Raw genomic sequence first — 23,408 nt, 5'->3', positions numbered from 1 at the left:
GACAGGAGCAGGCATGCGGGGCATTGAACAGCTGCTGATCGAAGCGTTGAAATCCGGCTATACGACACCAGCGCTTCTTGCCGTAGTCGCATTGCTCACTCGACGGGTGTGGATGGAGCTGGCGCTGACCCTCCGCGAGTGGGTGCGGTCTGCCCCGGCTAGGCGCCGCGCGCACCTCGAGACGAAAGCCGTCGGCCACGCCCTCGACGCTCCTTCGAAGGATCAGCGCACCCAAGGCCTCGAGGTACTCCGCCTGTTGCTGAACGCCCCACAATGGCCGTCCCTCGTACCGCCGCCAACCGATCCGCCCCCGAACGATGGCGAGGAGCAGCCGCCGTGACCTCTGCCCGCAGGCCTCACGGGAGCGAAGCTCATACTTGACGATCGTGACCAGTGGGGTAGTCGTGCGGCGTGCCCGCACCAGCGACGTGCGCGCCATCAGGGCGCTGATCGACGGGTACGCGGGCAAGGTCCTGCTGGCCAAACCCCTGGTCACGCTGTACGAGGCGGTCCAGGAGTTCTGGGTCGCCGAGGAGAACGGCGAGCTGCTCGGCTGCGGCGCCCTGCACGTGATGTGGGAGGACCTGGCCGAGATCAGGTCAGTCGCCGTCTCCCCCATGGCCCTGGGCAGGGGCGTCGGTCACCGGATCGTGGCGCAGCTCATCGCGACGGCGAAGGAGCTGCAGCTCGCGCGCATCTTCGTGCTCACCTTCGAGACGCGGTTCTTCGGCAAGCACGGGTTCGTGGAGATCGAGGGCACGCCGGTGAGCCCCGAGGTCTACGAGGAGATCATGCGATCGGTGGACGAGGGCGTCGCCGAGTTCCTCGACCTCAGCTACGTGAAGCCGAACACGCTCGGCAACAGCCGGATGCTCCTGGAGTTGTAACTCTTCGAGTAATTACTCGAAGAGTCTTGACTCGACTAACCCGGGCACGCCAGGATCATCAGCGTGCCCGAATCGCTCACCGTCGACGAGCTCGCTGCCCGGATCGGCCTGCCCAGCAGCACCATTCGCATGTACCAGACGAAGGGTGTGCTGCATGCGCCGAGACGGCAGGGGCGCGTGGCGTACTACGACGCCTCGCACGTCGAGCGGTTGACGTTGGTGCAGCGGTTGCAGCAGCGGGGGTTCTCGCTGCCGGCGATCGCTGAGCTGATCACGGCACGGGAAAAGGGCGAGTCGGTCGCCGCGGTTCTCGGCATGGGCGAGACCGAGGGGCCCGACGACTGGGTTCGGATCAAGGTGCGCGACATCAAGCACCTGATTCCGATGGGAGACGTCCAACCGCGACTCCTCCTCCGGGCTATGCGGTTGGGCTTGGTGCGGTGGAAGTACGGCTGGCCGCACGCGCGTCGCTGGGCACTCGAAGCGGGCGGCAGGCTTGCCGGCCTCAGGGTGCCCAGCGATGACGTCATGGACAGCTTCACGCGCCTGCGCACGGCGACCGATGCGATCGCGAGCGACTTCGTGCGGTTGTTCGAGCGGGAGTTCTGGCCGGAGCTCGCACGCAAGGCCGGTGACGACAACCAGCTCGAGAACGTGAGGGCGTTGCTGGTCGAGCTGACCTACACGGCGGAGACCGCGGTGGTGGGGACGCTGCGGGAGTCGATCCGGGACGCGGCCGAGGAGTTCGCGTCACGGCACGGGTTGCTGCCCAGCGACGAGTTCCAGCCCGCGTGGGCGGAGCAGCCGTTGCCGCCGATCGCGGAGAACCTCATGGATCCGGCGGGCGAACTGCCGAGCGAGCAGGAGATCGAGTGTTTCCTGGCGAGGGGGGACGAGGATGAGCCTGGTCGCTGATCCCGCTTGGCACGCACAAGTGAGAGACGAAGGACTTGTCGTCTACGCGGGGGCGGACCTCGCGTACCTGATTCCAGACCTGCCCAGGGCGGTGGCCGTGGCGCTGGCAGGACTGTTCGAGCCAGTTTTGAGGGGAGTGACTCGAACGGTCGACGAAAGCCGGTTGGGGGAACCGGTTCGCCGGCACGTGGCCCAGCTGAGGACCCTGGGCGCTCTCCGCCCGGCCGGGTTGCCAACAGACGTGCGCACGCCGATGGGGGTCGGCACGCTCGTCGTCGGGGAGGCACCCGCCGGGCTGGCAGAGCTGTTGCCGCACAACGAGAATCCGGACCTCTTGCTCGTTGTGCGGACCACCGGCACGTTGCTCGACCTGGTCGAGGTGGCGCGCGAGACGAAGGTTCCGCACCTGTTGCTGGACCTCGCGTACCACCACACGGCCGCGATCGGGCCCTTCGTGGTGCCCGGCGCGGGCGCGTGCCTGGCGTGCCTCGCGGTGCGGGCGGGGCGGCGGTGGGGGGATCCGCCGCCTCCTCCGCATCCGGGAGCGACGAAGCACGACTTCCCGATTTCACTTGCCATGCAAGCAATCCACAACATCCGCAACGGCTCGCTGGCGCTGCTCGACGCGGTCGTGACCGTCAACCTCGACGAGTTCACGACGACGCGCGAGAGCGTGCTGCCCGCCGCCGACTGCGAGATCTGCCCCGCGCTCTCGGTCGGGCGCGTGTCCTTGCCTTGGGGGAATCATGACGACAGCGGTTCGGTTACCTGACCAGTTCTCACCCGGTGCTGCCGCGGCCAACGCGGCGACGCCCACCTGTTGCTGCTGTTGTTGCTGTTGCGCGGTTTCCTCGGTCGGCGCGGCCGTGCACATCCCGGCCGCGCTGTACGAGGACACCAAGGAGCTCGAACGCCCGCGCAGCCTGCTGGTCCTGCCCGCCGCGATCTACCCGCTCCTCGTCGTCGTGCTGCCGTTCGTCACGATGGGCGCGATCTTCGAACTGCACTGGGCTTTCTGGGTCGGCGGGTTCCTCCTCGCACTGGTGTGGGCGCTCGCGACCGGGGCCATCGCCCAGTCACCGAAGCCGTTCATGAGCGCGGTGCGGTTGCTCGGATGGGCCCTGCTGTGGTGTCTCGAGCCCGTCGTCGTGCTGCTGACGCTGGGGCCGCTCGCGCAGGCCACGCACGTCGCCGTCATCGGAACGATCTACGTCGGCGGGGCGCTCGCGTTCGGGTGCTGGATCTTCCGGCACTACCGGGGGAAGCGGTGAAGACCGTCGCGGAGGCGCTGGTCGAGCGCGCGGTCGGCTGGCGGCAGGGTGTGGTGTCGCAACTGCAACCCGTGCCGCACAGTCTGTCCGATGTGGACATCGAGGGCTGGGCCGCGGTGCCCGAGCCGTTCGCGACCGGTGGCACTTCCGGCGGCACGAGCAAGGTCGCCGCTGTCGCCGAGGCACTCGAACGCCACGCTGCCGCGCGGTCGCCGTTGGAGATCGTGACCGACGGCCCGTGCTGGCCGTTGGAGCACTTCAGCCTGCACACGGTCGAGCAGCGCGTGCACCCGAACTACCGCTACCGCAAGGGTTACGTCGACACCCGCTACACGCGGGCGTGGACGTTGCCGGACAACGAACCGATCCGCGTGCCGGCCGGGCTCGTCAGCCTCGACGTCCGGTACGGCCTGCCCGCGACCTCCTCCGGTCTCGCGGCCGGTCCGTCGACCACGCGAGCTCTGCTGCGCGCCACCCAGGAACTGGTCGAGCGCGACGCGTTGACCACAACCTGGCTGCATTCCATTGCACCGCAACGGTTCGCCGCCGACCTGCCGCACGGCGCCCAGGCGTTCGACCTCACGCCGGACTACAGCCCGCACCCGGTGATCGCGGTCGCCGGCTCGCTGCCGATCGCAGGCAAGCCGCGGCCCACCCTCGGCCTCGCCTGCCGCGCCACCGTGGCCGAAGCGCTGCAGAAGGCGTACGAGGAGTGGGTGCAGGGCACGGTGTTCATCGAGGTGTGGCTGGCGCGCAACGGCGACCAGCCCGTCGACGAGGCCACCGACTTCGACAAGCACGCCGTCTACTACGCGACGCGACCCGACGAGTGGGACGCGCTGCCGTGGTGGAACGGCATCGAGACCGACCCACCGCCCGACTCCGCAGCCGTTGGCGCTGAAGAAGAACTCACCGAACTGGTGCACGCCCTCACCGGCCGCGGCATCCGGCTCGCCTACCGCGAGCTGACCACGCCGGAGCTGTCGGCCGTCGGACTGCACTGCGTCCGCGTGCTCTCCCCCGACCTCGCGCCGCTGCACAGCGACCACCGCTGGCCCGACCTCGGCGGCCGCGCGCGGGAGCTGAGCTGGCGCTACCCGCACGCCTCACCGGGCGTGTTCCCCAATCCCGCACCGCATCCGCTGGGGTAGGCGATGTTCAACGACTTCTGGGCCGCGAGCCGGTTCTCCCCGCTGCACCAGCGCAGGCTCGGCGAGCAGCTGCGCGACTTCCGCCCGCAGCAGGCGTTGATCGACCCGCTGGAGCTGCCTTCCCCGCCTGTTCCGCTGCCACGCCCGCACGACCGGCTGCAGAAGCTGTTCCAGGCCCGCAAGAGCACGCGGGAGTTCGCGCCGAAACCGTTGACCGACAGGCAACTCGGCACAGTCCTCGGCGCGCTGGGCGACCACAGCTTCCCGTCCGCCGGCGGGCTCAACCCGTTGCGCTGCTACGCGTTCGTGAACGGCCGGGCGGTCCGCTACGACATCGGCCGGCACGCGCTGCAGGACATCGGCCCGGCACCCGCGAACCTGGCCGAGATCCTCGGCACGCCTGAAGTTCCGCCGCTCGCGATCGTGCTGGTGTTGAAAGACAACGAGGCGTTCGAGAAGTACGGAGAGCGAGCGGGCAGGTTCGGCCTGATCGAGGTCGGCGCCGCCGCACAGAGCATCTGCCTCCGTTTGGCGGAGCAGAAACTCGGCGGCTGTCTGCTCGGCGGAGTAGCGGACAACGAGATGCTTCACTCACTCGGCCTACCGCGCGAACTTCGCGTGGCCACAGCGATAGCGTGCGGTCACATGATCACCTGACGTTCATCAGATCGTGTCTACCGAGGACAGTCGATCACCCGCTACAACTTGGCGAGACCCTGCTCACATTCCGAGGAGCTCGCCATGTCGAAGACCCTGCGTTCGGCATTCGTGGGTGCCACCGCGTCCTTGGCCCTGATCTTCACGGCTGCCCCCGCAGTAGCCGTGGACATCGTCGCGGTGACCGACGAGTACGTCTTCAGCAAGACTCTGTCCCAGTTCACAACACTGCGCGCTCAACAGCCCTACGCCGGCCAGCTCGACTGGTCGTCGGACGGCTGTTCGTACTCGCCGGACAACCCCTTCGGGTTCAAGTTCCTGCCGGCCTGCCACCGGCACGACTTCGGCTACCGCAACTTCAAGCGGCAGTCGCGGTTCAGCGAGGCGAACCGGCTGCGCATCGACAACCGCTTCAAGTCCGACATGTACTACCAGTGCGACGGCAACTGGGCGTGCAAGCGGACCGCCGACCTGTACTACAAGGCGGTGCGGGAGTTCGGTGGCACGGCTTCGTCGACCGCGACGAGCATCCAGCAGGCCGGCCTGAAGTAGCTACTCCTCGTCGCCGGCGGGGCCGCCTCCGCGCATCAGGTAGATCACGGACTCGAGCTCGTCCGGCTTGATCAGCACCTCACGTGCCTTCGAGCCCTCGGACGGCCCGACCACGCCGCGGGTCTCCAGCAGGTCCATGAGGCGCCCCGCCTTCGCGAACCCGACGCGCAACTTGCGCTGCAGCATCGAGGTCGACCCGAACTGCGACGTCACGATCAGCTCGGTCGCCTGCACGAGAAGCTCCAGGTCGTCGCCGATGTCGGCGTCGACCTCCTTCTTCTCCGCCGCCTTGGCCGCCGTGACACCGTCGGTGTACTCGGGCTGCGCCTGGTTCTTGGTGAACTCGACGATCGAGGAGATCTCCTCGTCGCCCACGAACGCGCCCTGGATGCGCACCGGCTTCGAGGCGCCCATCGGCAGGTACAGGGCGTCGCCCATGCCGATCAGCTTCTCGGCGCCCGGCTGGTCCAGGATCACGCGGGAGTCGGTCAACGACGACGTCGCGAACGCCAGCCGTGACGGCACGTTCGTCTTGATCAGGCCGGTGACGACGTCGACGGACGGCCGCTGCGTCGCCAGAACGAGGTGGATGCCCGCCGCACGCGCCTTCTGCGTGATGCGGACGATCGCGTCCTCGACGTCGCGCGGTGCGGTCATCATCAGGTCGGCGAGCTCGTCGACGATCGCCATGATGTACGGGTACGGCCGGTACTCGCGTTCGGATCCCGGCGGCGCGGTGATCTCGCCGGACTTCACCTTGCGGTTGAAGTCGTCGACGTGGCGCACCCGGTTGACCTGCATGTCCTGGTAGCGCTGCTCCATCTCCTCGACGAGCCACGCCAGCGCCGCCGCGGCCTTCTTCGGCTGCGTGATGATCGGCGTGATCAGGTGCGGGATGCCCTCGTACGGCGTCAGCTCGACCATCTTCGGGTCGATGAGGATCATCCGGACCTCGTCGGGCGTCGCGCGGGCCAGCAGCGACACCAGCATCGAGTTCACGAACGACGACTTGCCGGAACCCGTGGAGCCCGCGACCAGCAGGTGCGGCATCTTCGTCAGGTTCGCGGTGACCATGTGGCCCTCGATGTCCTTGCCGAGGCCGATCACCATCGGGTGCGTGTCCTTCAACGTCGACGGCGCGCGCAGCACGTCGCCGAGGCGCACCATCTCGCGGTCGCTGTTCGGCACCTCGATGCCGACCGCGGACTTGCCGGGGATCGGGGCCAGCAGCCGCACGTTGTCCGTCGCCACCGCGTACGCGATGTTCTTGGTCAGCGCGGTGATCTTCTCGACCTTCACGCCGGGGCCGAGCTCGACCTCGTAGCGAGTGACCGTCGGGCCGCGGGTGAAGCCGGTGACCTGGGCGTCGATCGAGAACTGGTCCAGCACGCCGGTGATGGCCTCGATCATCTGGTCGTTGGCCTTGCTGCGGGTCTTCGGCGCGTCGCCGTCCTTCAGCACGTTCGGCGGCGGCAGCTGGTAGCTGCCCTCGACCGCCCGCACGGCCATCGCCGGAGCCTTCTTGGAATCCTTGGCGGCGGGCTTCGCCGGGGCGGGTTCAGAAGGTTCTTCCAGCGGCAGCTCGGCCTGCGTCTCCTCCTCGACGGGCGCGGCGGCCTGGCGACGGCGGGACGGACGGCGCAGGCGAACCGGCTTCGGTTCCTCTTCCTCGGTCTCCTCGCCCGGTTCCTCCGGCCGTTCGCGATGCACGAGCGCCTTGAGTCGTTGCGGCACCTCACGAACAGGCCAGTGCAGCACGCAGAGCAACCCGAAGACGAAGATCAGCACGAGCAACGGGCCGGCCACCCACGGCGTGAGGCCCTGCGCGAGGAACCCTCCGGCGAGGAAGCCCAGTGCCCCACCCGCGTCCCGCCGTTCCAGCGGATCCATCGGCAGGCCGCCGATGAGGTGGAACATGCCCAGCACACCGATGCCGATCAGAACTCCGCCGACGACGAGCCGGAACCGCTCCTCCGGCTTCGGGTCCGTGCGCATCAGCGTCACGCCGATGCCGAGCAGCACAACCGGAACGATCACCGCCGGGAACCCGACCGAGCTGCGCACGGCGATGTCGACCCACTGGCCGACCGGACCGCCCGCCTGCCACCACACACCCGCGCCGGTGATGAACGCGAGCGCGATGAGGAACAGCCCGATGCCGTCCCGCCGGTGTTCGGGATCGAGGCCCTTGGTCCCGGTGATCGCACGCACCACCGTGCCGACGCCACGTCCGATGCCGCCCCACACGGCGCTGATGGCGCCACCGCTCTTGCGCGGAGCGGGCTTTTTGGACGCGGTGGATCGCGCCCGCGGCTTCGCAGGTGCTTTGCCGCGTGACGTGGTCTTGCGTGAAGTCCCTGTACGCCCGGCCATGTCTATAAGGTAGTCCCTCGCGTCTCACCAGCCCCGTTTGCAACTGGGACGCGTGCGAAAGCTCATGGTTCCCCGGATCCGGCACGGAGTCGTTCCGACACGCCGTACGCTGCCCCGCGTGTCCACACCGCTCTTCTGGCGCGTGCTCATGGCGATCGACCGGGGCTTCGTCGCGCTGACAGGCAAGCTCGAGGTGTCCGGGGACGTCCCGCCGGAGCTGCTCGGCAAGCCGTTGCTGCTGGCTTCCAACCACATCGGCAACCTCGACCCGTTCGTGCTCATCGCCGCGTGCCGCAAGATCGGCATCAACCCGCGCTTCATGCTCGCCGGTGGCCTGCTCGACGCACCGATCATGGGCCCGGCGCTGAAGGCCTGTGGTCACCTGCGCGTCGACCGGGCGTCCGCGAACGTCGGCGAGGCCATGCACCGCGCCGTCGAGGCGTTGCAGAAGGGCGGCGACCCGATCGCCGTCTACCCCGAGGGCAAGATCACGCTGGACCCCGGCATGTGGCCGGAGCGCGGCAAGACCGGCGTGGCCAGGATGGCGCTGGGCGGCGGCATCCCGGTGATCCCGATCAGCCAGTGGGGCGCCCACGAGGCCGTGTACTGGGGCAACCTGCGCGTCGGCGGATGGGCGGACTTCTGGCCGTACCTCAAGTCGTGGCTGATGGCGGTCCGCCGCCGCCCGGTGTTCAAGGTCCACTTCGGCAAGCCGGTCGAGCTGTCGGACCTCTCCGAGTCGACGATGGGCGACGCCCGCCGCGCGCACGAGCGGATCATGACCGCGATCACCGAGGGCTTGGTGCCGCTGCGTCTCGACGAGCCCGACGCTCCGCGCTTCCACGACCCGACGCGGCCGACGACCGGTTCCTCCCCCTGGCGGCCCGCCTGATCGAGTACGCGATCACGGTGACCAGCATCAGGAACGGCGCCGGACTGCTCGTGCAGATCCCGATCGCGAAGTCGGCCGCCGGGATCACAAGCGTCAGCACGAACGCCTTGGTGCTCGCCGCGGGCAGCTTGACCTTCGGGTCCGCCCACGGCGTGCGCCCCCAGGGTTTCGCGACGCTGAGCCAGGTCTGGAACGAGAACGCGCTGATCATGAGCCCGGTCCCGATCGGCATCCACACGCTGACGTGCCCGTACGCGGCCGCTTCGAGGTTGTCGCTGAGGATGAAGATGCCGACGTAGAGCTGCACCACGGTGATCGAGAACTTCCCGAGCACCCACCAGTGCCGGAAGTAGCCCCACGGCGTCGTGGCGCTGAGCATCATGCCGGTGAACGCGCTGGCCGCCCCCATGAACGCGAGCACCTGGTGGTCGAGCACGCGCGCCATCCTGAAGGCGCTGACGTCACCCGTCTTCAGGCCGTAGAGCAGCAACGCCAGCAGTGCCACGGCCTGGCTGAGCCAGCCGACCGAGGTCACGACGTGCAGCCACACCACCAACGTTCTCGCGCGCTTCGCCATGACATGTAGCTTGCCTACGCATCAGGGCGAAGCGCATCAGGGATCACCCTGACTGAGCAACCCGGTCCAGCCACTCCCCCATGAGCGCGTTGAAGAGCACCGGCTGTTCGATCTGCAGGTTGTGCCCCGCGGTGTCCAGCACGGCGAACGACGCGTACGGGTAGTGCGGCAGCAACGCGTAGACGTCCTCGTAGCCGGTGACGTTGTCCTGGCGCCCGGTCAGGATCAGCGCCGGTTTGCCGTAGGTCCCCAGCTCCGGACCGGCCGAAAGCTCCCACCGCTCGGAGATCCGCGCCATCGCGTCGCGATCGGCGGCCTGCAGACCGGGGAGGATCTCGGCCGCGAACCGTCTCGCCGTCTCGGCCGTCCGCACCACGGCCATCCCGTCGAACTGCGCGGCCAGGCCCGGATCCAGCTCGACGCCGTCAGACCGGCGGAGCTCGAACGGCGGCACCGTCCGGTCAGCCGCCCGGACCTTCGTGCCGGTCGGGCAGATCAACGCCAGCCCGGCCACCTGGCCGGGGCGGCGGTGGGCCAGCGCACGCCCGAGGTAGCCGCCGTACGACTCGCCGATCACCAGGAACGGCCCGTCGATCTGGGTGTCGACGAACTTCTCCAGTGCCGCAAGGACGTCGTCAGTGGAGTCGATGCCGTCCGCCGGCGACTTCCCCATCGCCGGCAGGTCGGGGTACAGGCGCCGGTAGCCGGGCCTGGTCGCGAAGAACGGTTCCAGGCAGCCCAGCATCAGGCGGTGGTCAGGGGTCCAGCCGTGAATCGCGAGCACCGGAGTGCCCGCACCGAGTTCTACGAAGTGCACGAAGTAGTTCTATGCCAACTCGTGCAGCCGTGCCCGCACTTCTGGCGTCAACGGGTGGTCGTAGTCCTCGTAGATCGTCAACGCTTCCAACAGGTGCGTCCGCGCGACCTCGGGCTGGCCGGCGCTCGCCTCCCCCAGCCCGTGCAACGCCTCCGCGAGCGACTTGCGGTCACCGAGCACCCGCAGGAACGCCAACGCGTGCCGGAACGACTCACGCGACTCGATGCGTTGTCCCAGGCGGAACTGCGCCCAGCCGATGCTGACCAGCGCCATCGCCTTGCCGTGCACGGCGTCGTGCGAGTCCATCAGGTCGAACGCCGTCTGCGCCGACGCCAACGAGGCCTCGTACTGACCGGCCGAGCGCAGGATGTCGCTGAGGAACAACCGCGTGCCGGCCTCGCCGAACCACGAGCTGGCCTCGGCGTGGCGTTGAAGGGCCTCACCGAAGCGGTCCACGGCCAGGTCGAACTGGCGCAGGCCCCCGTACGCCATGCCGAGGCCCGTGAGGCTCCACGCGGCACCGACGGCGTCACCGATCTCGCTGCGGATCGCCAGCGCGCGGTCGAAGAGTTCCAACGCGTCGGCGAACCGCTGGCCGCGGAAGGCAGCCAGGCCTTGGCCGTGCACCGCCCACGCGCGAGCGCCCTGGTTGCCGTCGCGGGCCGCGGTGCGTTCGGCGACGCGGTACGTGCGGGTCCACTCGTCCAGCGCGCTGGAGACGATGAAGTAGTTCCACAGCGCGACCGGGATCTGCCACGCCGTGGGCGAGTGGTGGTCCTCCGCGAGGCGGGTGACCGCCAGCAGGTTCGAGGATTCCGTGCGGCACCAGGTGAACGCCTCGTCGTGCGAGGTGAAGTCCTGAGTGGACAGTGGCGGCAGCAGGAACGACGGGTGGTCCGGCGGTGCGATGACGGTGCCGGCGGCGTTCGCGGTGTCGAAGTACCACCGCAGCAGCCGTGTCACCGCCTCGGCACGCCCGTCGGACGACTCCTCGGTGGCGCTGAGTTCGGTGGCGTACAAGCGAAGCAGGTCGTGCAGCCGGAACCGGGCGCGCGCGACCTCCTCGATCATGTGCCCGCCCGCCAGCACGTCGACCAGCGTCCGCGCGCGTGACACCGGCACGCCGGCCAGTGCGGCGACGGCAGGAAGGCTGATCTCGGCACCCGGATGCAGGCCGATGAGCCGGAACATGCGCGCCGCATCGGGTTTGAGCGCCAGGTACGACCACGAGAACGCCGCGCGCACGGCCGTGTCCTCGTCGTCGCCGGTCGCCAGCACGTTCAACCGGTCGCGCTCGTCGGCGAGGTCGTTCGCCAGGTCCGTCAACGTCAGATGTGGCCGCGTGACCACACGTTCCGCGGCGATCCGCACCGCCAGCGGCAGATGCCCGCACAGTTCGACGAGCTTCGCGGCGGCCGCGGGTTCGGCGGCGACACGATCGGCCCCGACGGCCGAAGTCAGCAGCGCCAAGCCTTCGTCGCGCGTCAGCGTCGACAGCGTCACCGAGTGCGCGCCGTCCCGCGCCACGAGCCCGCCGAGGTGGTTGCGCGACGTCACGAGCACCATCGACGACGAACGGCCGGGCAACAACGGCCGGACCTGTTCGGCGAGCCGCGCGTTGTCGAGCAGCACCAGAACCCGCTTGCCCGCCAGCACACTTCGGTACAGAGCGGACTTCGCGGGCAGGTCGTCGGGAATCCGTTCAGCCGGAACGCCCAGGCTCTGCAGCAGCTGGTGCAACGCGGCGGCCGGCTGCACCGGCGGTGAGGACGCGTCGAACCCGCGCAGGTCGACGTGCAGCTGCCCGTCGGGGAACCTGGCGGCCACCTGGTGCGCGAACCGGACGGCGAGCGCGGTCTTGCCGACCCCACCGGTGCCGGTGATCGCGACGAGAACGGGCGAATGATCGTGCGGAACGACTTCGGCGAGCTTGGCGAGTTCCTTTGCACGGCCGGTGAAGTCGCGGACCTCGTGCGGCAGCTGGACCGGGACGAGCGCGGGAGCGGCGGGCTCTGGCTGCGGGTCGTGCCGGCCGACGAGCAGTTGTTCGTGGAGCTGGCGGAGTTCGGGACCGGGCTCGATGCCCAGTTCTTCGATCAGCAGGCGGCGTAAGTCCGTGTAGACCGCTAACGCCTCGGCCTGCCTGCCCCCGCGGTACAGCGCGGACATCAACAGCCCGTGCAACCGCTCTCGCAGCGGATGCGCACTGACCAACGTCGTGAGCTCCCCCGCCACCTCGGTCTCACGCCCAACGGACAGCATCAACGCCGCCCGCTGCTCCACGGCCGTGAGCCGGAGTTCGGCAAGGCGCGCGCGTTCCACCGCGGCGAACGGCCCCGGCACGCCGTCCAGAGCGATGCCGCGCCACAACCCCAGAGCGGCGTCGAACGCGCTGATGGCCTCCGCCGGCTGCGACCGCAACCGCCCGGCCTCGTCCAGATGGGTGCGGAACAGCCCGACATCGCTCGCACCGGATGGGAGCCGCAGCAAGTATCCAGCGTCCGTCGAGAGCAGCACCGAGCTCGGCGCGCGCGAGGCCCGGCCGGGCTCGAAGAGGCGCCGCAGCCCGGCGACATAGGTGTGGATGCCGTTGTCCGCGCTGGCCGGCGGCTCGTCACCCCAGACCGCGTCGATCAACTCGCTGCGCGACACGACGTGGTTCGCACGCAACGCGAGGACAGCGAGCACAGCTCTCTGGCGCGGCGGCCCCAGGGTGAGCTCCTGGCCGTCCACCGTCGCCGCGAGCGCGCCCAGCAGGCTGACGCGCAACTCGTTCTGCACCCTGTGTCTCACTTCGTCGCTGTCCGCAGTCACCTAGCAACCTACCGTCAGATTTCGTCCAGAAGCCATCCAGAGTCCGTGCAGAGAGCTTCTCCACACTTCACATCAGGTGGATTGGGCCGAAATGAGGGGGCGAAGAATGAACGCGGCCGATGTCTTCGACACGCTCGGACTGGAATACCAACGCGCTTGGTCGCACCAGCCCGCACTGCACGGCACCTTGGCCTGGTTCGCGGCCACACAGCCCTCCGGCTCCCGAGTGCTCGACATCGGTTGCGGCACCGGCGTCCCCGTGGCCCGCACGCTCGCCAAGGCGGGCATGAAGGTCACCGGCCTCGACGTGTCCCCGGTGATGGTCGACCTCGCCACCGAACAGGTCCCCGAAGCCACGTTCCACAAGATCGACATCCGCGACTTCGAATCGCCAGCGGGTTCTTGGGACGTCGTCTGCGCCGTCTTCTCACTGCTGCAGATGCCGCAGGCCGAGATCATCCAGACCCTCGGCCGCGTCTCGACGTGGCTGCGCCCCGGCGGCCACTTCTTCCTCGCGACCGTGGCGATCGACGTCGAGCAGGTGCGGCTGCCGTGGATGGGCCAGGAGATCGAGGTGTCCTCGTTCTCCGAGGACAAGTTCGAGGAGCACCTCGGCAACGTCGGTCTGCGCGTGGTGCGCCGGAGCCGGCCGGTCTTCACGCCGTCGTTCCCCGGCGCCACGCCAGAGGAGTCGCTGCACCTGGTGTGCCAGCGCCCCTAGTGCTGTTCGGCCAACGCACGGCCGATGAAGTGCGCTGACAGCAACGCGAAGATGTAGGCCTGCAACACCTGCACCAACGCCTCCAGCAGGTACAGCGCGATCGCGAGCGCGAACCCGATCGCCGACACCGGCTTGAGCCAGATCGGCGCCTGCAGCAACAGGAACTCGCTGCCGAGCGTGAACACCAGCACCAGCAGGTGGCCCGCGAACATCGCCGCGAACACCCGGATCGCGAGGTTCACCGGGTCGAAGAAGAACTTCAGGATGACCTCGGTCGGGATCAGCAGACCCCACAGCACCGGTTTAGGCACGCCCGGGATGATGAACTGGTTGCGCAGGTAGCCGCGCAGCCCGAACTTCCTGATGCCCACGAAGTGGTAGAGCGGGAAGATGATGATCAGCGCCACCGCGAACGGGAACCCGCTGTGGGTGAACGTCGGGAACTGCACGAGCGGTATCAGCCCGTAGAGGTTGTTCACCAGCACGAAGCAGAAGATGCTGACGATCAGCGGCACGTACGGCGCGAACTCCTTCGCGCCGATCTGTTCTCGCGCAATGGTGTTGCGGCCGAAGTCGTAGACCGACTCGGCGGCGAACTGCCAGCGCGACGGGATGATCTTCAGGTTCCTGGTGGTGATCAGGAAGAAGGACAGGATGATCACCACCGACAGGACCAGCAGCACCTGCGGCTTGGTCACCGCCAGGTCGAACGGCAGCCCCAGCGGCCGCGACCAGGTGAAGATCGGTGGAAGGAGAATGTCTTCTTTGCCCGGTGGGTTGAAGACGACATCATCGGCCATGAGGCGACCCCCTCGTCCATGGTCTGGGATCAAACCTTAGCGGACGAGGGGGCCGCAGATCACAGCGGGGTCACGATCGAGTGATCAGACCGGGATGACGGTGGGGACGATCATCGGCCGGCGCCGGTAGGTCTCGGCCACCCAGCGCCCGACAACGCGCCGTACGGCCTGCGCCACGCGGTGCGTGTCCGAGATGCCCTCGGCCTCCGTCCGCGCCAGTTCCATCTCCACCAGCGGCACCACGGCTTCCAGCGCCTTGGGGTCGTCGGAGAAGCCGCGCCCGGAGATCGTCGGCGCCGTCACCGCGCGCCCGGTCGTCGTGTCGATGGCGACCGAGATCGAGATGAAGCCGCCCTCACCCAGCACCAGCCGGTCGGACAACGTCGACTCGCCCACGTCACCGACGGACAGCCCGTCGACGTAGACATGGCCCACGACAACACGTCCGGACACGGCCGCCTTGCCGTCGATCAGGTCCACCACGACGCCGTCCTCGGCGATCACGACGTGGTCCTCGGCGACACCGGTCGCCACCGCGAGAGCCGCGTTCGCGCGCAGGTGCCGCCACTCGCCGTGCACCGGCATCACGTTCGAGGGCCGCACAGCGTTGTAGAGGAACAGAAGCTCGCCGGCCGGCGAGTGGCCGGAGACGTGGACCTTGGCGTTGCCCTGGTGCACCACGGTCGCGCCGAGCTTGGCCAGACCGTTGACCACGTTGAAGACCGCGTTCTCGTTGCCGGGGATCAGCGACGACGCGAGGATCACCGTGTCGCCGGCGCGGATCGAGATCTGCCGGTGCTCGCCGCGGGCCATGCGCGACAACGCCGACAGCGGCTCGCCCTGCGAACCCGTCGACACGAAGAGGACCTCGTCCTCCTCCATCCGCATCGCCACGTCGAGGTCGACGAACAGGCCGTCCGGCACGTTCAGGAAGCCCAGCTCGGCCGCGATGCCCATGTTGCGCACCATCGAGCGACCGACGAAGGCGACCTTCCGCTTGTACTGCACGGCCACGTCGAGCACCTGCTGCACGCGGTGCACGTGCGAGGCGAAGCACGCCACGATGACGCGCTGCGACGCCTTGCGGATGACGTTCTCCAGCACCGGGCCGATCTCGCGCTCCGGCACCACAAAACCGGGCACCTCGGCGTTGGTCGAGTCGACCAGGAACAGGTCCACGCCCTCGTCGCCGAGCCGGGAGAACCCGGCCAGGTCGGTCAGGCGGCCGTCCAACGGCAGCTGGTCCAGCTTGATGTCACCGGTGTGCAGCACCAGACCCGCGGAGGTGCGGATCGCGACGGCGAGCGCGTCCGGGATCGAGTGGTTGACCGCGAAGAACTCCAGCTCGAACGGTCCGAAGGTAGAACGCTGACCTTCGCGGACCTCCACGAGCTGCGGGTTCTGCCGGTGCTCGCGGCACTTCGCGGCGAGCAGCGCCAGCGTGAAGCGGGAGCCCACGACCGGCAGGTCGGGACGGAGCTTCAGCAGGAACGGGACCGCGCCGATGTGGTCCTCGTGGCCGTGCGTCAGGACGATGGCCTCGATGTCGTCGAGCCGGTCCTCGATGGCGCGGAAGTCGGGCAGGATCAGGTCCACGCCCGGTTGATCGTCTTCGGGGAACAGAACGCCGCAGTCGACCACGAGCAGCCTGCCGGCGTGCTCGAAAACGGTCATGTTGCGGCCGACCTCGCCAATTCCGCCGAGTGCGACGACGCGGAGGCCGCCTTCCGGCAGTGGGGGCGGCAGTTCGGTCGAGTGGGTCACGCGTTGACTCCCAGTTCGGCCGCGATGGCCTCGATGTCTTCGGCGGCGGCTGGCACCAGCGGCAGACGGGGGTCACCCACGTCCAGTCCGCGCAGGCGCAGCGCAGCCTTCGTGTACGTCACGCCGGGAACCCGGCGGAAGGGTCGCAGCAGCGGCAGCAGCGACTCGTGGATTTCTTTAGCCCGGGCCACGTCTCCGGCTTCATACGCATCAATGAGATCCCGCAGGCGGTCGGCCGCGAGGTGGCCGATCACGCTCACGAACCCGACCGCGCCCACGGACAGCCACGGCAGGTTCAGCGGGTCGTCTCCCGAGTAGTAGGCGAGATCGGTGCTCGCGATCACCCGGCTGCCCGCGTGCAGGTCGCCCTTGGCGTCCTTCACGGCGAGGATCCGCGGGTGCTCCGCCAGGCGCAGGAGCGTGTCGACCTCGATCGGCACGACGGCGCGCGGCGGGATGTCGTACAGCATCACCGGCACTTCCGACGCGTCGGCGACGGCGGTGAAATGCGCCAGCAGGCCTTCCTGCGGCGGTCGTGAGTAGTACGGCGTCACCACCAGCACACCGTGCGCTCCGGCCTTCGCGGCCTGCTGCACCAGGTGAACGCTGTGCGCGGTGTCATAGGTGCCCGCACCGGCGACCACGGTCGCACGGTCGCCCACGGCCTCCACGACGGCCGTGATCAGCGCGGCCTTCTCCCGATCCGTCGTCGTCGGGCTCTCGCCGGTCGTGCCGTTCACGACCAGGCCGTCGTTGCCCAGGTCCACCAGGTGTTTCGCCAGTTCCTGGGCCTTGGCGAGATCGACCTCGCCACGGGCGTCGAACGGCGTGACCATAGCGGTGAGAACGCGGCCGAACGGGCGGTTCGGCGCTGCGTACGGGCTTCCGGGCATGCGCAGAAACTACCCGAGTTCACACACTTCGGTTCAACGACCGCACGCGTTCGACCGCGTCGGCGTCACCGCTGTACTCCACCCGCACCTGATCCCGCCCGAACGCGAGCATCACCAGCTCCGACACCTCGCCCGTGATCACCACGCCGTTCGCGCCCGGCTTGGCGACGACGTGCTCGCCGTCAGGCCGCACCAGGGTGACGCCCACGGGCGACGACCGGAACGTCGTGCGCGCGGTGAAGGGCAGCAGCTTCCACAGCACCTTCTCCCGGCGAACGTCGTACGGCCGTGGCTCCCAGTCGGGCTGTGCGCGGCGCACGTCCTCGTGGTGCACGAAGTACTCACCGGTGTTGATCAGGTCGTCGACCGGTGCGATCCAGAACGGCGGCGTGCGCACGAGGTCCAGGAGCTCGCTCCACGCCTTGTGCGTGTAGTCCTCCTGGACCTTCTCGGTCCACTTGGAGAAGACCGGCAGCACGATGCCCGGCGAGGTGTCGGGGCGGCGCTCGCGGATCGCGAGGTGTGCGGCGAGGTCCTTGGTCGACCAGGTGCCGCACAACGTCGGCGCGTCCGGGCCGAGCTCGGTCATCAGGTCGACGAGCGCCTTGCGCTCAGCGCGGGCGAGACTCACCCCGCCATTGCACCACACCGCCGGCTCAGGCCTCGTTCGGCTTGTAGCACTCCTTGAAGCCGGCCGGCTTGGTCGAGCTGTCGGCCAGGAGCTTCACGACCTGCTCGCGGTTCAGGTTCTCCGGGTAGTTCGGCCAGTCCGGTTCCTGCCCGTTGACGTGCAGCTCGTCCAGCCAGTAGCCGGACTGCCCGGAGATCTTGGCCATCTCCAGGTCGCATCCCTTCACCCGCACGACCACCTCGATGGTGCTCGACGAGGACTTGATCGTGCGCTTGCCGACCTTCTTGGACTTCTTCTCCTTCTCCGTGCTGGGCTCGCCGGGGTTGCTGAAGCCGGCGGCCTTGAGCTCGGAGACGAACTTGTCCTCGTTGCTGGAACAGGCGGGCAGAGCTGCCACGCAGCCGAGGGCCAGCAGGACGGAGACGATCCTCTTCTTCACGGGTGGCAGGCTAGTTGTTCTTCTTCGCGCTCATGGTGTTATTGAGCTTGCTGCCGTCCTTGTTGCCGCCGACGCAGAAGATCTTGCGCTCGGCGTTGCCGTTCTTGTCCTTCTGCCACATGGCCTGGCTGGGCACCAGGACGGTGAGCTTGACCTTGTCGTTGTCCTTGATCCACGTCGAGTTCAGCGTCATCTCGCAGCGGGTGAGGCCGAGCGACTTCAACGTGTCCAGGCCGGGATAGGCGGCGTCGGGCAGGCTCGACTCGACGGGCAGCGTGTTGACCACGTCGAACACCTCGAAGTCGTGCGGCTTGTCGCACTCCTCGCGGCTGTCCGAGTCGAGCTGCTTGGTCGGCGCGACCTCGCCGTTGCCACAAGAGTTCTCGTACAACGCGAACACCGGCACGTCGCCGCCCTCGCCGTACGTCAGCGCGCTGCTGCCACCACCGCCCGTCGCCGTGAACCAGCTGTGCGCGTAGATGCCGCCCGTGAACGCCGCCGCGGCGATGACGACGGCACCGACCAACGCGATGATGCGGTTGCGCTTCTTCTTCGCGGGATCAACGGCCGGAGCCTGCTGGTACTGCTGCGTCTGAGCCGGCGGAATGCCGGTGGGCGGCGTCGGCTGGTTGCCGATGCTGCCGAGCATGGCGCGGGCCTGCGGGCCGGACAGCCGGGCGTTCGGGTCGGCGATCAGCAGACCGGTGATGACGGCACTCAGAACGCCGGTCGCGCGGGTGAGGCGCGGCGTCTCGCTCATGATCGCGTGCAGCGTCGAGGCCGTGGAGGAGCGTTCGAACGGGCTCCAGCCCTCGACGGCATAGCACAGGGTCGCGCCGAGCGCCCACAGGTCGGATGCGGGGCCCGCCTCGTGGCCGTGGATGCGTTCCGGCGCCATGTACGCGGGCGAGCCGATGAGGCTGCCGCTGGTCGTCAGGCGCGGGTCGTCGACGGCCTGGGCGATGCCGAAGTCGGTGAGCTTGACCTTGCCGTCCGGGCGGACCATCAGGTTGCCGGGCTTGACGTCGCGGTGCACGATCCCGGCCGCGTGCGCGGTCTCCAGCGCGGACAACGCCTGCAGCGCGATCGACACGACCTGGTTCTGCGGCATCGGGCCGTGGGTGCTGATCAACGTCGACAGCGTCGCCGCCTCGACCAGCTCCATGATGATGTACGTCAGGCCGTTCTCGTTGATCGCGTCGTACACCGTCACGACGGCGGGGTCGTTGAGCTTGCCCGCGGTGCGTGCCTCACGCAGAGCGCGCTCTTCGAGCACACGGCGTTCCTCGAACGCGATGCCGTCGGGCAGGTGCAGTTCCTTGATCGCGACGAAGCGCCCGATGTGGCGGTCCTGAGCACGCCACACAATGCCCATGCCACCGCGGCCGAGCTCCGCCACCAGGGCGTACCGGCCCGCGATGACGCGTGGTTCGACAGCCTGTCCGTGCAACGTGCGCTCCTACGACCTCGGAACCGGGGGGCGTTGACGGTACTTCAGACCCGCCACATGGGTGATCGGTTCCTAGGCTTCCGGTGCTACTACCAGTTCGTGACCTGCGGCACGCAAAGCCAGCACGGCACGACCGAGGTCCGTGTGCTTCACGAGCAGGTGGTCCGTGTCGTATGTGGACAGCGCGAACAACGACACGCCCGCCGCCGCCAGCTCACCCGCGAGCGCCGCCATGATGCCGGTGAGCGTGAACTCCAGCGGCCCGCGCACGGTGAGCAGCCGCCAGCCCTTCTCGGCGCTCTCCGAGGCCAGCTCGAACGACGAGGGCGCGATGATCGACACCTCGTCCGGGGTCCTGGTGACGGAGACCAGCACGTCGGTGAGTTCGAGCAGCCCGGTGGGGACCGGGGCGTCGGGCGCCAGGCGCGTGACGCTGTACTCGCCGGGGCGGACGTCCACGATGAGCCGCTTCATGGGCGTCAGCCTTCAACCACCAGTGGGCTGGAAGCAACTTCTGTGCCGTCCGGGAGTGTCGAGATGACGAAGTCCGCGAACGCGTTCGGCGCAGCCTTCGTCAGTTCGCGCAGGCAGGCGACGGCGAGCTCGCGCAGTTCGACGTTGATGTGCTCGGTCGCGCGCATCGCGATGAAGTGCCGCCACGACCGGTAGTTGCCCGTCACGACGATCTCCGTGCCCGTGGCGTTGGGCAGCACCGATCGTGCGACTTCACGCGCGCGCCGCCCGTTGACGGTCTTTTCGAGGCTCTGCACCAGCTCCTCGTACGCCTTGAGGCTCGCCTGGGTCGCTGCGACGAACCGCGCGTGCAGCTCCGGGTCGTTCTTGATGAGGCCGGGTTCGACGACGTCGGTCGGGTCGGTGCGCTGGGAGAGCTGCGAGTACGAGAAGTGCCGGTGCCGGATCAGCTCGTGGGTGAGCGACCGGGGCAGTTCGGTCAGGTACAGCGTCGCGCTGCCGTGCTCGAACGCGGCGAGGTGCCCGACGTCGAGCAGGTGGTGCAGGAACGTCGCGTTGGTGTTCGTCATGGGGTTCGAGCGGTCCCACGACTGGTAGCACGCTCGCCCGGCGAACTCGACCAGCGCCGCGCCACCGTCCGCGTCGGTGCTCCACGGCACGTCGTCCGGTGGGATGAACTCGGTTTTCGCCACCAACCGCACTCTCGGCATGGCCCGGACATTAGCGGTGACATGACTTGGCGGTTGCACGACGCCACTTGTGACGTCATAGTGGTGTCATGGATCTGTCGCCGTACATCGCGTCACTGCGCGAGGACCTGGCGACGGCCGCATCTGCGGGGGACGAGAACACCCGTCGAACGGCCGCCGCGTTGTCCGCAGCGCTCGAGCCAGCCGCGCGACTGGCAATCATGAACGCACTGTCGGACCTGGCCGCGGAGGTCACCGCCTCCCTGGACGGCCAGGTCGTGGAGGTTCGGCTGGCCGGCCGGGACGTCCAGGTCGTCGTCACCGGATCCGCCGAACCGGAGCCGGAGCCGGCCCCGCGCCAGGAGATGCCGCTCGGTGACGCCACCGGTGACATCAGCCGCATCACCCTGCGCATGATCAACGAGCTCAAGTCGAAGGCCGAGGCCGCCGCGGCCGCTCAGGGCGTGTCGCTGAACTCGTTCATCCAGCAGGCGGTGCAGGGGTCGGTGCACGGCAAGCACAAGCATCAGCACAAGGGGTGGAGCGGAGGCGGCGGCTCGGGGTCGCGCGTCCGCGGATGGGTGCAGGGGTGAGCGGGATGACCGAACCGACAGGTGTGGTGCGTCAGCAGAGCTTCGAGTTCGCGGGCGTCGCCGAGATCGACATCTCACTGCTCAGCGGCCGCGTGCAAGTGCATTTGGCCGACGGGCCCGGCGTGCACGTCGAGGTCCGGCACGACCCGACCGCGGGCAACTCGTGGACCGAGGGCCTGTCCAGCGTGCTGAGCTGGGTGAGCGGTCAGTTCGGTCCCGACAAGACCGCTTCGCCGGCGGGCCCCGAAGACGCCGTGCGCGAGGCACGCGTCGAACTGCTGGGCAACCGTTTGCGCATCGAGTCGTCGAAGGCGCTCCCGTTGCGCGCGGTGCCGCTCTCCGTCGTCGTGACGGCGCCCGTGGGGTCGCACGTGACGTCACGGACCGGTGCGGCTGACGTCATCGTGACGGGCGGTGCGGGTCGCCTCGACCTGAACACCGGCACGGGCAGCGTCTCCGCGGATCGGGCGACCGGCGAGGCCAAGGTGAACTCGGGCGCGGGAACGGTGCGCCTGGGCACGATGCTCGCGTCGCTGAAGGCCAAGACCGGCAGCGGTGACGTCGAGGTGTCGTCGGTGGGCGGCACCACCACGTTGATCACGGGCACCGGCGACGTGTGGCTGGGCGCCGTGCAGGGCAACGTCCAGGTCCGCACCGGCAGCGGCGACCTCACCGTGGCCGACGCGGCCTCCGGCGAGATCCAGCTCGGCACCGGCTCCGGCAACATCCGGGTCGGCATCCGCCAGGGCACGCTCGCCCGCATCGACCTGGTGTCCACGTCAGGCAACGCCCGCAGCGACTTCGACGTGTCCGCCGAACCGCTGGGCGACGCCTCGCTGACGGTCACGGGCCGAACGGGCAGTGGCAACGCACTGGTGACCGCCGCCGCAAGCTGACCGGGGGTCGGAGGAAACGTCCCCCGGCTAGGGCTCCTGGAACGGTTTGGAGCCGCCGGGGACGTCGTCCGGGAAGATCGGGCAGCGGATCTCGCCGGTCAGGAACTTCCTGATGAAGCTGGAGAAGCTGCCGTCGAACGACCAGCTCTGCCGCAGATCGGTGATCACCACGGTCCACTCGTCCGGCTCGCCCTGCGTGTACCAGAGGCAGTGGTCGCCGTTGAGCGTCGTGCCCCACGGCAACAGTCCTGGTGAATCGGGGTGCACCCGCAGGCCTGGTTGTCTGCGGAGTGTTCTCAGCAGCTTGGGCGCCTGCGACATCCAGTTCATGAACCCGGCGCGCGCCGTGGGGTGCAGGATCCGGACGTAACCGCCTACGACCAGCGGTGGATAGGCCTCCGCGAGGTGCACGTAATCGCCGGGAAGCGCTGTGCCCGCCCGCGCCTTGACCGCGTCCCAGTCAACCGGGTCAGGACGCCGTTCTGGCGCTCCCAGCAGATCGATCCACTCGTCAGGCGGCACCGCTCACCTCCGTGACCCTCAAGCATCGCCTGCGGCACTCGGTACTCGGTTGTACCGCAGTCCAGCGATGACCAGTGAGACGACGGCGTCGAACGCGTCCTGAATGTGAGGATCCCCCCACTCATTGGCGTGAGCCGGGTGGTGGAACCTGTCGGTCGCGTCCCACACCGCCTGCGCTGTCTTCTCAACGTCGTCGGTCACGAACTCCTGGGTATCCACTCCCGCGCGGATGATGCGCGCGACCTGCCCCACGAGGTGCCCGACGTGGTACTCGGGAATCGCACAACTCTCACTGACCAGCACCCGGAACGTCGCGAACAACTCCGGCTCGTCGGTGTGCGACAGCCGCTTCTTGTCGAACAGGTGCTGCAACCACGCTTTGAGGTTTTCGGCCGCACTGCCTTCTGGGTTGATGACCGACGCCATCTCCACGTGTATCGCGTCAAGCCACCGCCGCGTCACGGCCTCCCTGAGCGCGGCCTTGGTGGCAAAGTGGCGGTAGACGCTGCCATGGCTGACCCCGAGCGCCTTGGCGACGTCGACCACCGTCGCCTTGGCCGGCCCGTACCGCCGCAGCACCTCTTCGGTAGCCACGAGGATCGCCTCAGCGGTCAACACCTCCGCCACTTC

26 protein-coding genes are annotated in these 23,408 nt (G+C 68.6%); 12 read left to right on the top strand and 14 right to left on the bottom strand.

Translation table 11 applies throughout. From position 1 onward, the window contains the following. The first annotated feature begins 13 nt into the window (after nucleotides 1-13). The 8 genes from LFM09_RS38225 to LFM09_RS38190 all read left to right on the top strand — a co-directional run bounded on the left by LFM09_RS38225 (nucleotide 14) and on the right by LFM09_RS38190 (nucleotide 5,433). Nucleotides 14-340, top strand: coding sequence for a hypothetical protein (locus tag LFM09_RS38225; protein ID WP_414101503.1), 327 nt, complete (start codon nucleotides 14-16; stop codon nucleotides 338-340). Nucleotides 341-386: 46 nt separating this feature from the next. Then, nucleotides 387-887: an amino-acid N-acetyltransferase gene (locus LFM09_RS38220; protein WP_414101502.1), complete on the top strand. Its 501-nt coding sequence runs from the start codon at nucleotides 387-389 to the stop codon at nucleotides 885-887. A gap of 63 nt (nucleotides 888-950) precedes the next feature. Beyond that, nucleotides 951-1,802, top strand: a complete 852-nt coding sequence (locus LFM09_RS38215; protein ID WP_414101501.1) for a MerR family transcriptional regulator — start codon at nucleotides 951-953, stop codon at nucleotides 1,800-1,802. Between the two features lie 19 nt (nucleotides 1,803-1,821). Beyond that, nucleotides 1,822-2,574, top strand: a complete 753-nt coding sequence (locus tag LFM09_RS38210) for a hypothetical protein (protein ID WP_414101500.1) — start codon at nucleotides 1,822-1,824, stop codon at nucleotides 2,572-2,574. Next, nucleotides 2,549-3,073: a hypothetical protein gene (locus LFM09_RS38205; RefSeq protein ID WP_414101499.1), complete on the top strand. Its 525-nt coding sequence runs from the start codon at nucleotides 2,549-2,551 to the stop codon at nucleotides 3,071-3,073. The genes LFM09_RS38210 and LFM09_RS38205 overlap by 26 nt, the downstream gene beginning before the upstream one ends. Beyond that, complete coding sequence (locus LFM09_RS38200; RefSeq protein ID WP_414101498.1) at nucleotides 3,070-4,224, top strand: YcaO-like family protein; 1,155 nt, start codon at nucleotides 3,070-3,072, stop codon at nucleotides 4,222-4,224. Before LFM09_RS38205 ends, LFM09_RS38200 begins: the two co-directional genes overlap by 4 nt. 3 nt (nucleotides 4,225-4,227) lie before the next feature. Then, complete coding sequence (locus LFM09_RS38195) at nucleotides 4,228-4,881, top strand: nitroreductase family protein (protein ID WP_414101497.1); 654 nt, start codon at nucleotides 4,228-4,230, stop codon at nucleotides 4,879-4,881. Nucleotides 4,882-4,965: 84 nt separating this feature from the next. Then, nucleotides 4,966-5,433, top strand: coding sequence for a phospholipase (locus LFM09_RS38190; protein ID WP_414101496.1), 468 nt, complete (start codon nucleotides 4,966-4,968; stop codon nucleotides 5,431-5,433). Here the strand turns inward: LFM09_RS38190 and LFM09_RS38185 are convergent, their stop codons facing one another. After that, nucleotides 5,434-7,806: a DNA translocase FtsK gene (locus tag LFM09_RS38185; RefSeq protein WP_414101495.1), complete on the bottom strand. Its 2,373-nt coding sequence runs from the start codon at nucleotides 7,804-7,806 to the stop codon at nucleotides 5,434-5,436. A 148-nt stretch (nucleotides 7,807-7,954) separates the two neighbouring features. On the opposite strand from LFM09_RS38185, the gene LFM09_RS38180 reads away from it, so the two are divergent. Further along, nucleotides 7,955-8,698 (top strand): lysophospholipid acyltransferase family protein, encoded by a 744-nt coding sequence (locus LFM09_RS38180; protein WP_414101572.1) that lies wholly within the window; start codon nucleotides 7,955-7,957, stop codon nucleotides 8,696-8,698. On the opposite strand, the gene LFM09_RS38175 is transcribed toward LFM09_RS38180, so the two are convergent. Genes LFM09_RS38175 through LFM09_RS38165 form a run of 3 tightly spaced genes read right to left on the bottom strand, consistent with a single transcriptional unit; the run spans nucleotide 8,595 to nucleotide 12,873 of the window. Continuing rightward, a complete protein-coding gene (locus tag LFM09_RS38175; RefSeq protein ID WP_414101493.1) occupies nucleotides 8,595-9,275 on the bottom strand; it encodes a hypothetical protein in 681 nt (226 codons plus the stop codon). The two genes, LFM09_RS38180 and LFM09_RS38175, sit on opposite strands and share 104 nt — an antisense overlap. A gap of 43 nt (nucleotides 9,276-9,318) precedes the next feature. Beyond that, nucleotides 9,319-10,092, bottom strand: a complete 774-nt coding sequence (locus LFM09_RS38170) for an alpha/beta fold hydrolase (RefSeq protein WP_414101492.1) — start codon at nucleotides 10,090-10,092, stop codon at nucleotides 9,319-9,321. A gap of 9 nt (nucleotides 10,093-10,101) precedes the next feature. Then, a complete protein-coding gene (locus tag LFM09_RS38165) occupies nucleotides 10,102-12,873 on the bottom strand; it encodes a BTAD domain-containing putative transcriptional regulator (RefSeq protein ID WP_414101491.1) in 2,772 nt (923 codons plus the stop codon). 139 nt (nucleotides 12,874-13,012) lie between these two features. Here LFM09_RS38165 and LFM09_RS38160 point away from each other — a divergent pair, with 139 nt between their 5' ends. Beyond that, entirely contained in the window at nucleotides 13,013-13,627 is a 615-nt protein-coding gene (locus tag LFM09_RS38160; protein WP_414101490.1) for a class I SAM-dependent methyltransferase, read from the top strand. Here the strand turns inward: LFM09_RS38160 and atpB are convergent. The 8 genes from atpB to thyX all read right to left on the bottom strand — a co-directional run bounded on the left by atpB (nucleotide 13,624) and on the right by thyX (nucleotide 20,788). After that, on the bottom strand, nucleotides 13,624-14,427 hold the full coding sequence (gene atpB / locus LFM09_RS38155) for a F0F1 ATP synthase subunit A (RefSeq protein ID WP_414101489.1): 804 nt from the start codon (nucleotides 14,425-14,427) through the stop codon (nucleotides 13,624-13,626). The two genes, LFM09_RS38160 and atpB, sit on opposite strands and share 4 nt — an antisense overlap. An 84-nt stretch (nucleotides 14,428-14,511) precedes the next feature. Then, nucleotides 14,512-16,191: a ribonuclease J gene (locus tag LFM09_RS38150; protein WP_414101488.1), complete on the bottom strand. Its 1,680-nt coding sequence runs from the start codon at nucleotides 16,189-16,191 to the stop codon at nucleotides 14,512-14,514. Further along, nucleotides 16,188-17,084, bottom strand: coding sequence for a 4-hydroxy-tetrahydrodipicolinate synthase (gene dapA, locus LFM09_RS38145; protein ID WP_414101487.1), 897 nt, complete (start codon nucleotides 17,082-17,084; stop codon nucleotides 16,188-16,190). The genes LFM09_RS38150 and dapA overlap by 4 nt, the downstream gene beginning before the upstream one ends. Nucleotides 17,085-17,103: 19 nt before the next feature. Beyond that, nucleotides 17,104-17,715 carry a TIGR03085 family metal-binding protein gene (locus tag LFM09_RS38140; protein ID WP_414101486.1) on the bottom strand — a complete coding sequence of 204 codons (612 nt, stop codon included), beginning with the start codon at nucleotides 17,713-17,715 and terminating at the stop codon, nucleotides 17,104-17,106. Between the two features lie 25 nt (nucleotides 17,716-17,740). Then, the gene (locus tag LFM09_RS38135; protein WP_414101485.1) at nucleotides 17,741-18,154 is read right to left on the bottom strand and encodes a hypothetical protein; all 414 of its coding nucleotides are present in this window, start codon (nucleotides 18,152-18,154) and stop codon (nucleotides 17,741-17,743) included. 10 nt (nucleotides 18,155-18,164) lie between these two features. Further along, nucleotides 18,165-19,604, bottom strand: coding sequence for a protein kinase domain-containing protein (locus tag LFM09_RS38130; RefSeq protein WP_414101483.1), 1,440 nt, complete (start codon nucleotides 19,602-19,604; stop codon nucleotides 18,165-18,167). 72 nt (nucleotides 19,605-19,676) lie between these two features. Continuing rightward, nucleotides 19,677-20,078 (bottom strand): ACT domain-containing protein, encoded by a 402-nt coding sequence (locus tag LFM09_RS38125; protein WP_414101482.1) that lies wholly within the window; start codon nucleotides 20,076-20,078, stop codon nucleotides 19,677-19,679. 5 nt (nucleotides 20,079-20,083) lie between these two features. Beyond that, nucleotides 20,084-20,788, bottom strand: a complete 705-nt coding sequence (gene thyX, locus LFM09_RS38120) for an FAD-dependent thymidylate synthase (RefSeq protein ID WP_414101481.1) — start codon at nucleotides 20,786-20,788, stop codon at nucleotides 20,084-20,086. A gap of 68 nt (nucleotides 20,789-20,856) precedes the next feature. Here thyX and LFM09_RS38115 point away from each other — a divergent pair, with 68 nt between their 5' ends. Then, on the top strand, nucleotides 20,857-21,360 hold the full coding sequence (locus LFM09_RS38115) for a toxin-antitoxin system HicB family antitoxin (RefSeq protein WP_414101480.1): 504 nt from the start codon (nucleotides 20,857-20,859) through the stop codon (nucleotides 21,358-21,360). A 5-nt stretch (nucleotides 21,361-21,365) separates the two neighbouring features. Beyond that, complete coding sequence (locus LFM09_RS38110; protein WP_414101479.1) at nucleotides 21,366-22,256, top strand: DUF4097 family beta strand repeat-containing protein; 891 nt, start codon at nucleotides 21,366-21,368, stop codon at nucleotides 22,254-22,256. A 27-nt stretch (nucleotides 22,257-22,283) separates the two neighbouring features. Here the strand turns inward: LFM09_RS38110 and LFM09_RS38105 are convergent, their stop codons facing one another. Next, the gene (locus LFM09_RS38105) at nucleotides 22,284-22,778 is read right to left on the bottom strand and encodes a hypothetical protein (RefSeq protein WP_414101478.1); all 495 of its coding nucleotides are present in this window, start codon (nucleotides 22,776-22,778) and stop codon (nucleotides 22,284-22,286) included. 18 nt (nucleotides 22,779-22,796) lie between these two features. Continuing rightward, complete coding sequence (locus LFM09_RS38100; protein ID WP_414101477.1) at nucleotides 22,797-23,405, bottom strand: TetR family transcriptional regulator; 609 nt, start codon at nucleotides 23,403-23,405, stop codon at nucleotides 22,797-22,799. Nucleotides 23,406-23,408: the final 3 nt, after the last annotated feature.

Origin of the sequence: Lentzea alba, from assembly GCF_047445655.1 — a bacterium.
Taxonomy (GTDB): domain Bacteria; phylum Actinomycetota; class Actinomycetes; order Mycobacteriales; family Pseudonocardiaceae; genus Lentzea; species Lentzea alba_A.
The sequence above is the reverse complement of the archived record's forward strand: the minus strand, read 5'-3'. Positions and strand labels throughout refer to the sequence as shown.

Excerpts from the sequence above, each read along its gene's own strand:
- LFM09_RS38225 (WP_414101503.1), top strand. The coding sequence starts at position 14 with ATGCGGGGCATTGAACAGCTGCTGATCGAAGCGTTGAAATCCGGCTAT.
- LFM09_RS38205 (WP_414101499.1), top strand. The coding sequence starts at position 2,549 with ATGACGACAGCGGTTCGGTTACCTGACCAGTTCTCACCCGGTGCTGCC.
- LFM09_RS38195 (WP_414101497.1), top strand. The coding sequence starts at position 4,228 with ATGTTCAACGACTTCTGGGCCGCGAGCCGGTTCTCCCCGCTGCACCAG.
- LFM09_RS38190 (WP_414101496.1), top strand. The coding sequence starts at position 4,966 with ATGTCGAAGACCCTGCGTTCGGCATTCGTGGGTGCCACCGCGTCCTTG.
- LFM09_RS38185 (WP_414101495.1), bottom strand. The coding sequence starts at position 7,806 with ATGGCCGGGCGTACAGGGACTTCACGCAAGACCACGTCACGCGGCAAA.
- LFM09_RS38180 (WP_414101572.1), top strand. The coding sequence starts at position 7,955 with ATGGCGATCGACCGGGGCTTCGTCGCGCTGACAGGCAAGCTCGAGGTG.
- LFM09_RS38175 (WP_414101493.1), bottom strand. The coding sequence starts at position 9,275 with ATGGCGAAGCGCGCGAGAACGTTGGTGGTGTGGCTGCACGTCGTGACC.
- LFM09_RS38160 (WP_414101490.1), top strand. The coding sequence starts at position 13,013 with ATGAACGCGGCCGATGTCTTCGACACGCTCGGACTGGAATACCAACGC.
- atpB (WP_414101489.1), bottom strand. The coding sequence starts at position 14,427 with ATGGCCGATGATGTCGTCTTCAACCCACCGGGCAAAGAAGACATTCTC.
- dapA (WP_414101487.1), bottom strand. The coding sequence starts at position 17,084 with ATGCCCGGAAGCCCGTACGCAGCGCCGAACCGCCCGTTCGGCCGCGTT.
- LFM09_RS38125 (WP_414101482.1), bottom strand. The coding sequence starts at position 20,078 with ATGAAGCGGCTCATCGTGGACGTCCGCCCCGGCGAGTACAGCGTCACG.
- thyX (WP_414101481.1), bottom strand. The coding sequence starts at position 20,788 with ATGCCGAGAGTGCGGTTGGTGGCGAAAACCGAGTTCATCCCACCGGAC.
- LFM09_RS38115 (WP_414101480.1), top strand. The coding sequence starts at position 20,857 with ATGGATCTGTCGCCGTACATCGCGTCACTGCGCGAGGACCTGGCGACG.
- LFM09_RS38110 (WP_414101479.1), top strand. The coding sequence starts at position 21,366 with ATGACCGAACCGACAGGTGTGGTGCGTCAGCAGAGCTTCGAGTTCGCG.